Here is a 7,343-nt window from a genome sequence, read left to right on the forward strand (position 1 = left end):
GCTGCGCTGATAGATTCTAAGCCCTTGCATAAAGCACTTTCCATAGCAGGAAAGAAACTGTGGTTTAAACGAAAGATCCCACAATCCAAAGCGTTATATCTTTCAAGTTCTTTGCCGATATCGCTGATGAACTCTTCATTTACCAATACTTTGGTGGCATCATCCAAATCGAAATTGCTTTCAATAAAAGGGTCAACCATCAGAAGATTTGTATTCTGGCTACATTCAATAACTGCCTTTATTGCCTTAGCGCAAACCAGGTGATCGGACATGGATAGAATAAAGGGTTCGTCTTTAACCCAGTCCTTTGCTTTATATACAGAAAGCCCATTACCCCTATCCCACTCAGTATTCTCAATAAAAAAAACCTTAAACGGCAGTTTGGTGCAGCTAACATATTCTCGGATATAATGCTGATTAAACCCCACTACCATCGCCAGATCAGATATCCCCGCCATCTTCATTTGCATCATAATGGCGGAAAGGATTGTTCCTTCGTTGAAGGGCAGCAAGGTTTTGGGAATTTGATTGGTTTCATTCCATAATCTACTCCCATAACCTGCGGCAATAATCACTGCTTTCACACTCTATACCTCATTCTCATGCCCACCTTCTGCATAAAGCGCTTCCATTTTTTGGATAAAACGCTCGCTGGCTTTGCCATCCAACTTATAGAAATATCGATCCCGGTAATCGTTCGCTCTGGCTTTCATCTCCGAGCTTGGATGCAAGGCTTGCCAGATTGCTTGTGGAAGCTCTTTCCCACTTTGGATATGCGGAAAAGCACCTTCTAAAAACAAACGGTTGTCGATCTCTAAAAGAGCTTGTCCATCAGAATGGATCAGCTTATCGCATGGCAGATCGTAAACAATCCCGTATTTTTGAAAAGCAATAAAATCGAATACTGTGCTGGAAGCCTCACTCAGTATGGTATCTGCTGCCACATAGTAGGGTAAAATACTCAATTCGTTAAAGGGCAAAAGCCTGGCATGAGGATAGCGACCCACTCGCCGCTGGAAAATCCTGTGTTGTTTATGTGGCGCATATTTACCCATCCAACTATAGGGATGCAATTTGATAATTAGATTATAGTCCTTTGTTTGTTCAAAAATATCGTCTTTGATCTGATACATACAAGTAGGTTTGTAGGTAGGGGCAAAAAGTAGAGTCTTTTTTTGAAGGTCTAGCCCTAAGGACTGTAACACATCTTCTCGTTTGTACTTAGCCTTAAAATAGTAATCTAATTTGGGCAAACCGATGAGATGGACTTCACTGCTTCCCAGATGGGGGCAGGCAAGCAGTGAATCCACTCGGTGTTGACCTTCAACAAAGATTTGGTACTTATGACCCTTGGCTCGTTCCAGATTGCGATACAAGATATTCTTGATACCAGTTCCATGATTTAGAAAAATGAGTAGCGTTTTCCCATAATCTTTTGCATTACGTAAAGTATCGCCACTAATAACTATATCGAAACCCTTGGTCTTTGTTGTAAAACGGTAACCAAGTTGCTCCCATTGCTTAATAAGCTTATTTCGATAGGGTATTTCGATGAAGAAGTATTTGATCTTCTCCATATCCAACGAGAACCACACGTCGTAACGAGGATTATCTATCAGCAAATCGATGATTGGATCGAAGGCAGCCTTATGGTATGCATAACCTATCCTAAAAAGGAGCTTTATTTTTTTCATTATTATACTGCCAAGAATAGGGCTACAGATTTACCCTGGCTTACATCTCGTTGTAATATTCCAGTCCCAGATGTGTGATGAGATCTTCCTTCATCATATAACGCAAAGTATTCTTCAGCTTAGTCTGTTGAATAAAGAGGTCGTTTTCGGGATACAAACCCGGAGCTGTCATCGGAGATTTCCAGAAGAAAGATAGCCATTCTTGAACACCAAACATATCACAACGCTTAGCTAAATCCATAAATAAAATCAAATCAAGCAATACCGGTGCGGCTAAAATGCTATCGCGGCAAAGGAAATTAATTTTGATCTGCATCGGATAGCCTAGCCAGCCGAAAATATCTATGTTATCCCAGCTTTCTTTGTTGTCACCACGCGGAGGATAGTAGTTAATCCTTACCTTGTGATACAAATCCTTATAGAGCTGAGGATATTTATCCTGCTCGAGAATGGTTTCCAAAACTGATAGCTTGCTTACTTCCTTTGTCTTAAAAGATTCCGGATCATCCAGTACTTCACCATCTCTATTGCCTAAGATGTTAGTGCTAAACCAGCCATCAAGACCAATCATTCTTGCTTTTAATCCGGGAGCAATGATCGTTTTCATCAAGGTTTGACCGGTTTTGAAATCTTTGCCTCCCACCGGAACCTTATTCTGCATTGCCAATTCACGAAGAGCCGGTATTTCCAGGTTGAGGTTAGGCGCACCATTCAAGAACGGAATGCCCATTTTTAGCGCCGCATACGCATAAATCATCGAGGGAGCTATTGCTTTATGATTTTCTACTAAAGCCTTTTCAAAACTTGATAAAGTATCATGAACCGGATTTGCTTCCATATATATTTCTGTGGAAGCAGCCCATGCCATTACTAAGCGATCACATTGTTTTTCCTGTTTAAACTTGCGGATATCTTCCATCAATTGTGTAGCCAGTTCCATCTTGTTTGCGCCTTGCTTCACATGAGTTCCGTGCAGTTTTTTTACATAATCCGAACTAAAAACAGCCTTATGCGGCTTTAATTTACGCAATTCCGGTTCAAGACTGTCGATTTGTCCTTTTTCTAATACCCCGGCTTTTACTGAGGCTTCATAGGCATTCGCTTCAAAGATGTCCCAAGCCAAAAATTCAATATCTTCCAGCTTGGCTAATGGTACAAAATCTTTGATTAAGGGGCTGCGATTATCAGTACGTTTTCCCAATCTAATTGTAGCCATCTGCGATACAGAACCAAAAGCTTCTGCTTTACCTTTTTTATGGCTTCCACCCCTGCCACAAAGGTTGTGCTTACTGCACCTAATCCCACGATTAATACTCCCAGTTTGCCCTGAGCAGGCTTGATACTATCGCCTCTAAGCATGTTGTCTCCTTCTAATTGTATCGAAATATTGTTCTAAATATTTAAGCTTGTTGAGCTTAGTTTTATGTCAAGATAAATTTCAATAAATGTGTGGTTCGTAAAAATTATATACACAACGCTTAAAACCCTCATTACATAAGGCAATTGTAAACGTGGCTTTAGGCTACTATCATCTTGTATCCTCAACTGAATCTCGGGAGGAACCTTCGCTAATATATGCTTATTGGAATGGGAAATGATTATGATATAAACTAGGAAACATGATTGTTACATAACGGCACTATAAAGCAGCGCCCCAATAGTTTAGGGATTTGAGTAGGGATACATAGCAATACGAGCCTTCGAGCAAACTGATATCTGCTCACTTATCTGCGGTGGGCTATGTGCAAATATTTGTATGCTATAATGTAGTCGTATTATTGTTTATTGAATTGGAGATTGTAGAGCACCTGGTATCGGGGGCAGGTTTGTAGTAATTCGTCATGATTACCCATACCTACGATCTTGCCTTTTTCTAAAACAACAATTTTTTCTGCTGCCAGTATTGTGGAAAGACGGTGCGCTATCAAAATCACGGTGCGGTTTTTGGTAGCTTCGTCAATGGCATCCTGTACCTTGCGTTCACTCTCGGTATCTAGGGCACTGGTAGCTTCATCAAAAATCAAGATGGGCGGATTTCCTACAATCGCCCGTGCTATACAAAGTCTTTGACGCTGTCCTCCGGATAGGTTTAACCCTTTTATATCCAGCAGTTGATCGTATTTATGGGGAAATTTTTGAATGAACTCATCGGCATGGGCAATCTTCGCCGCAGCAACTATCTCGTCATCACTCAGAGTCTTTTTGCTGCCATAGGCTATGTTTTCCCTTATGGTTTTACTAAAGAGTACGCTATCTTGAGTAACCACACCAAAGAGACTGCGTAAATCATCTAGCTTAATTTGCTTGATATCTATGCCATCAATGAGAATCCGACCCTCTTTTACGTCGTAAAGCCGATTTATGAGGTTTGTAACAGTAGTTTTGCCCCCGCCACTTGCTCCCACAAAAGCTACTTTGCTACCTTTTTGCACTTCAAGATTAAAATCAATTAGCACTTTTTCGTCGGATTTGTACCAAAATCCAACTTTTTGGAAAAGGATCGATTGGCTGAACTCCGGTTTAGATATGGCGTTTTCATCATCCTTAATGGTAGATTCTTGGTTGAGCACCAATGCAATGCGGTCCAAAGATACGGTAGCCTTTTTGATCTCCGTATAAAGCTGGGTAACACTCTTCATGGGGTGCAACATGGAAAACACAGCAAATAGAAAGGCGGTAAAATCTCCCAAAGAAAAGCCTCCGGATGGATCCAAGATCATTCCTCCGCCAATTATTACTACCACCACTCCAGTAACTGCCGAGTTCATTTCTGAAATCGGTACATTCATGGCACTGTATATCTGCGATTTTTGCCATTGTTTCAGGTGTTGACTGTTTATATCGCTAAATACTTTGTATTCTTCATCTTCCTTTCGAAACGCCTTTACGATCTTGATGCTGTTCAGTACTTCTTCAACCACGCTGAACATTGCAGATACCTGGCCTTGAATACGCTGAGAATACTTTTTGATCTTCTTCCCCAAAAAGCTGATCGTAAGAGTAAGTAGCGGCACCACCAGAATACTGTAGGCAAATAGTTTGGCATTTAGATAGATAGCAATGTACATATAAACTATTACAGTACTGATATCGCGAATGCTATCAAACATTGCATTGATGAACTGATTTGATACTATCTCTACATCATTTACCATCCTAACGATGGCATCACCAACCTTGTTCTTGCTAAAAAACTCCAGACTCTGATTGAGATACCGTCTAAACATGTATCCCCGTAAATCTCGAATTGTTCTCCCTCTTAAACGTACAAAAAAATTACGGTTGGCAAAAAACGCAAGATTCTTCAAGAGGATAATAACCACAATGAATATACACAGCAAATACAGTAATGATAGAGAATCACTTACCAACATAACCTGTTTTAGCTTATTCCATAAGGGACTTAGATCGCTTAAAGATCTAACCTGCAATAGCGAACCAAGCTCTGTATAAAAAGCTAGCATCGCAGCCTTTATTGCTCCCAAAATCTCGCCGGCATTATGATACAAAATCTCTGGTTTGTTAGGATTAAATACATAATCGAAGAGCGGAATCAGGATGGTGATGCTCACTCCGCTAAACAAGGCGTACAAAGCCATGGAGATAAGTCCGGCAATGATGTATGGCCAGTAGCGAAACATCATCTTATACAATAGCATCAGATTGGCGCTTCGTTTTGTGCTGTGTTCTTTATTATCCATAATTGCACCAATAAAAAAAGCCAGCAAATGCTGGCAAGAGAAAAATCTGGCACGCCCTAAGGGAGTCGAACCCCTAACCTTCTGATCCGTAGTCAGATGCTCTATCCAATTGAGCTAAGGGCGCACACTGTTTTGTCACGTTTTTCCATAGAGCCTTTTCTGTCAATAAAAATATCGGTAAACGAGAACGGACTGTAGCTTTTCTGAGAATTGCAGCAACTCTGTCAGAAGCTGAGACTTTCTTTGTCACTGGCAATGAATTACAAAATCAACACGGGCGGAAATCAGTTGACTGATCGCCTCGGTCGAATATTTATTTAGAACCAAAGCTCTGCCGGATTTTCCGATCTGAGCCCTTGCCACATCGTTTTTCAGTAAGTAAGTTGCCTTTTTTACGAAAGCATGATTGTCTTCCGCTATCATCAACTCCACTTCGTCGTGCGCATCAAGACTCTGTGCCACGTTGGGAGTGGTGATCACCGGGATGCTGCACGCCATGGCTTCCAGCGCTTTATTCTGGATGCCCGCACTGAAATAAAGGGGAGCAATGAAGATGTCGCTTGCCATCAGTTCTTTGTAAAGATCTTCCACAAAACCAATAACTGAGGTGTTGTTTTGTCCATTTAGGGCTTTGATCTCCGGGGATGGGGCAGCCCCGGCAATGATGAACTGCAGATCCGGAAAATCACGAAGCAAAGCTGGCATGATTTTTTTCGTTACGTTCTGAGCAGCCACGACGTTGTGTGGAACGCTCATGTTCCCGGTGAAAATCAAGCGCTGCTTGAGCTCTGGAGATGCTTCATGTGAGGCTATCCGCACTTGATTGGGTACCACCACGCTACGATGGTGATCCTCCAGACCCAGCTTTTGCAAATCTACCGGCGAAATCACCCAGTTTTCTGTAAACAGATTTGCCGCCCGCATTTCGTAGCGGGCTGTACGGGCAGATTCGATCTTAAAAAACAGTTTGCGAAACCCGCTGAGATGCCCCAAGCTGCGGCTATATTCCAAAGAGATGCAATCTGTGTAATCAAGAATTGCCTTTTTCTTCTTCAGCATCCGGGCATAGGGTACCATCCGAATGAGATGAGTGTATACCAGATCAAAATCGTGCAAGTTGTCAAGTTCCTTAATTTTAGCAAACAAGGCCGGGTTTTTGTAATAAGCCACCTGATATGGGAAATTGGAAAATACATTGGAAGCCATGTTCAGCAAAGCCCGGACTTTGCCATGATGGATGAAGTGGCAATTGGGTATCTCTGTTCTAAGAGCTGCCATGGCTTGCGCATCACTTTTGCTGTCTACCAGAGAAAGCAAATGCACTTCTCCCATCTTCGCCAGTTGCCTCAAAATGAATAGGGTGCGCACTTTGTCTCCCCGATCCGGTGGATATGGAATGCGGGAGCTAAGAAATAGTATCTTCACATCCTCTCCGTGTTCTTAATAATTCTACTCAAGCCAATAATCCATCCTTTATAAGTGCTGCCGGATTATGCTGGACGCCCAGAGCCCGGTGTTTACTAACCAAGAAAGCGCTGCTTAACGGCATCCCCGACACTTTCCAAATCTTTTGCGTCCGACATAAAACCGATAAGAATCAATATCTCTATCCACGTCACAACTGTCAAGCAGTTTGACAATAACTAACTACCACTCATTATCATAACCAATATAAAGAGTCACCGAAAATTGAAGTTTTCAGTGAGGGTTTATAATGGAGCCCAATATCCTACATGAAGACATCGTAGTCATCAAACAGGAGCTTGATTGGGAATTGGCGAATGAAAAGGTCAGTGCAGTCCGTGCTGATGATGGTGTCACACTCAAGAAAGTGGAACTCGATCACGCCAATAAACGTATTATCTTACAGCCATTTAATATAGACTACAAAGTCCAGATATTAGACCCGGATCAGGGTCTCGATATATATCTGATCGGAGTTTTGTCA

At 41.8% G+C, this 7,343-nt stretch carries 5 protein-coding genes, 1 tRNA gene and 1 pseudogene; 1 reads left to right on the forward strand and 6 read right to left on the reverse strand.

The features are described from left to right. From LHW48_07855 to LHW48_07880, 6 genes and pseudogenes are all read right to left on the reverse strand, one after another. The coding region (locus tag LHW48_07855; GenBank protein MCB5260369.1) for an NTP transferase domain-containing protein at positions 1–584 on the reverse strand (584 nt) is incomplete at its 3' end. Between the two features lie 3 nt (positions 585–587). Further along, on the reverse strand, positions 588–1,694 hold the full coding sequence (locus LHW48_07860; protein MCB5260370.1) for a CDP-glycerol glycerophosphotransferase family protein: 1,107 nt from the start codon (positions 1,692–1,694) through the stop codon (positions 588–590). A gap of 40 nt (positions 1,695–1,734) precedes the next feature. After that, positions 1,735–3,053, reverse strand: a pseudogene (locus tag LHW48_07865) (inositol-3-phosphate synthase). A 416-nt stretch (positions 3,054–3,469) separates the two neighbouring features. Continuing rightward, positions 3,470–5,395, reverse strand: a complete 1,926-nt coding sequence (locus tag LHW48_07870) for an ABC transporter ATP-binding protein/permease (GenBank protein MCB5260371.1) — start codon at positions 5,393–5,395, stop codon at positions 3,470–3,472. 47 nt (positions 5,396–5,442) lie between these two features. Beyond that, a tRNA-Arg gene (locus LHW48_07875) sits at positions 5,443–5,519 on the reverse strand. Between the two features lie 122 nt (positions 5,520–5,641). After that, positions 5,642–6,820, reverse strand: a complete 1,179-nt coding sequence (locus tag LHW48_07880) for a glycosyltransferase (protein MCB5260372.1) — start codon at positions 6,818–6,820, stop codon at positions 5,642–5,644. A 289-nt stretch (positions 6,821–7,109) separates the two neighbouring features. Here LHW48_07880 and LHW48_07885 point away from each other — a divergent pair. After that, on the forward strand, positions 7,110–7,343 hold a 234-nt coding region (locus LHW48_07885; protein ID MCB5260373.1), incomplete at its 3' end, for a S24 family peptidase.

This window comes from Candidatus Cloacimonadota bacterium (assembly GCA_020532355.1).
In the GTDB taxonomy this organism is placed as follows: domain Bacteria; phylum Cloacimonadota; class Cloacimonadia; order Cloacimonadales; family Cloacimonadaceae; genus UBA5456.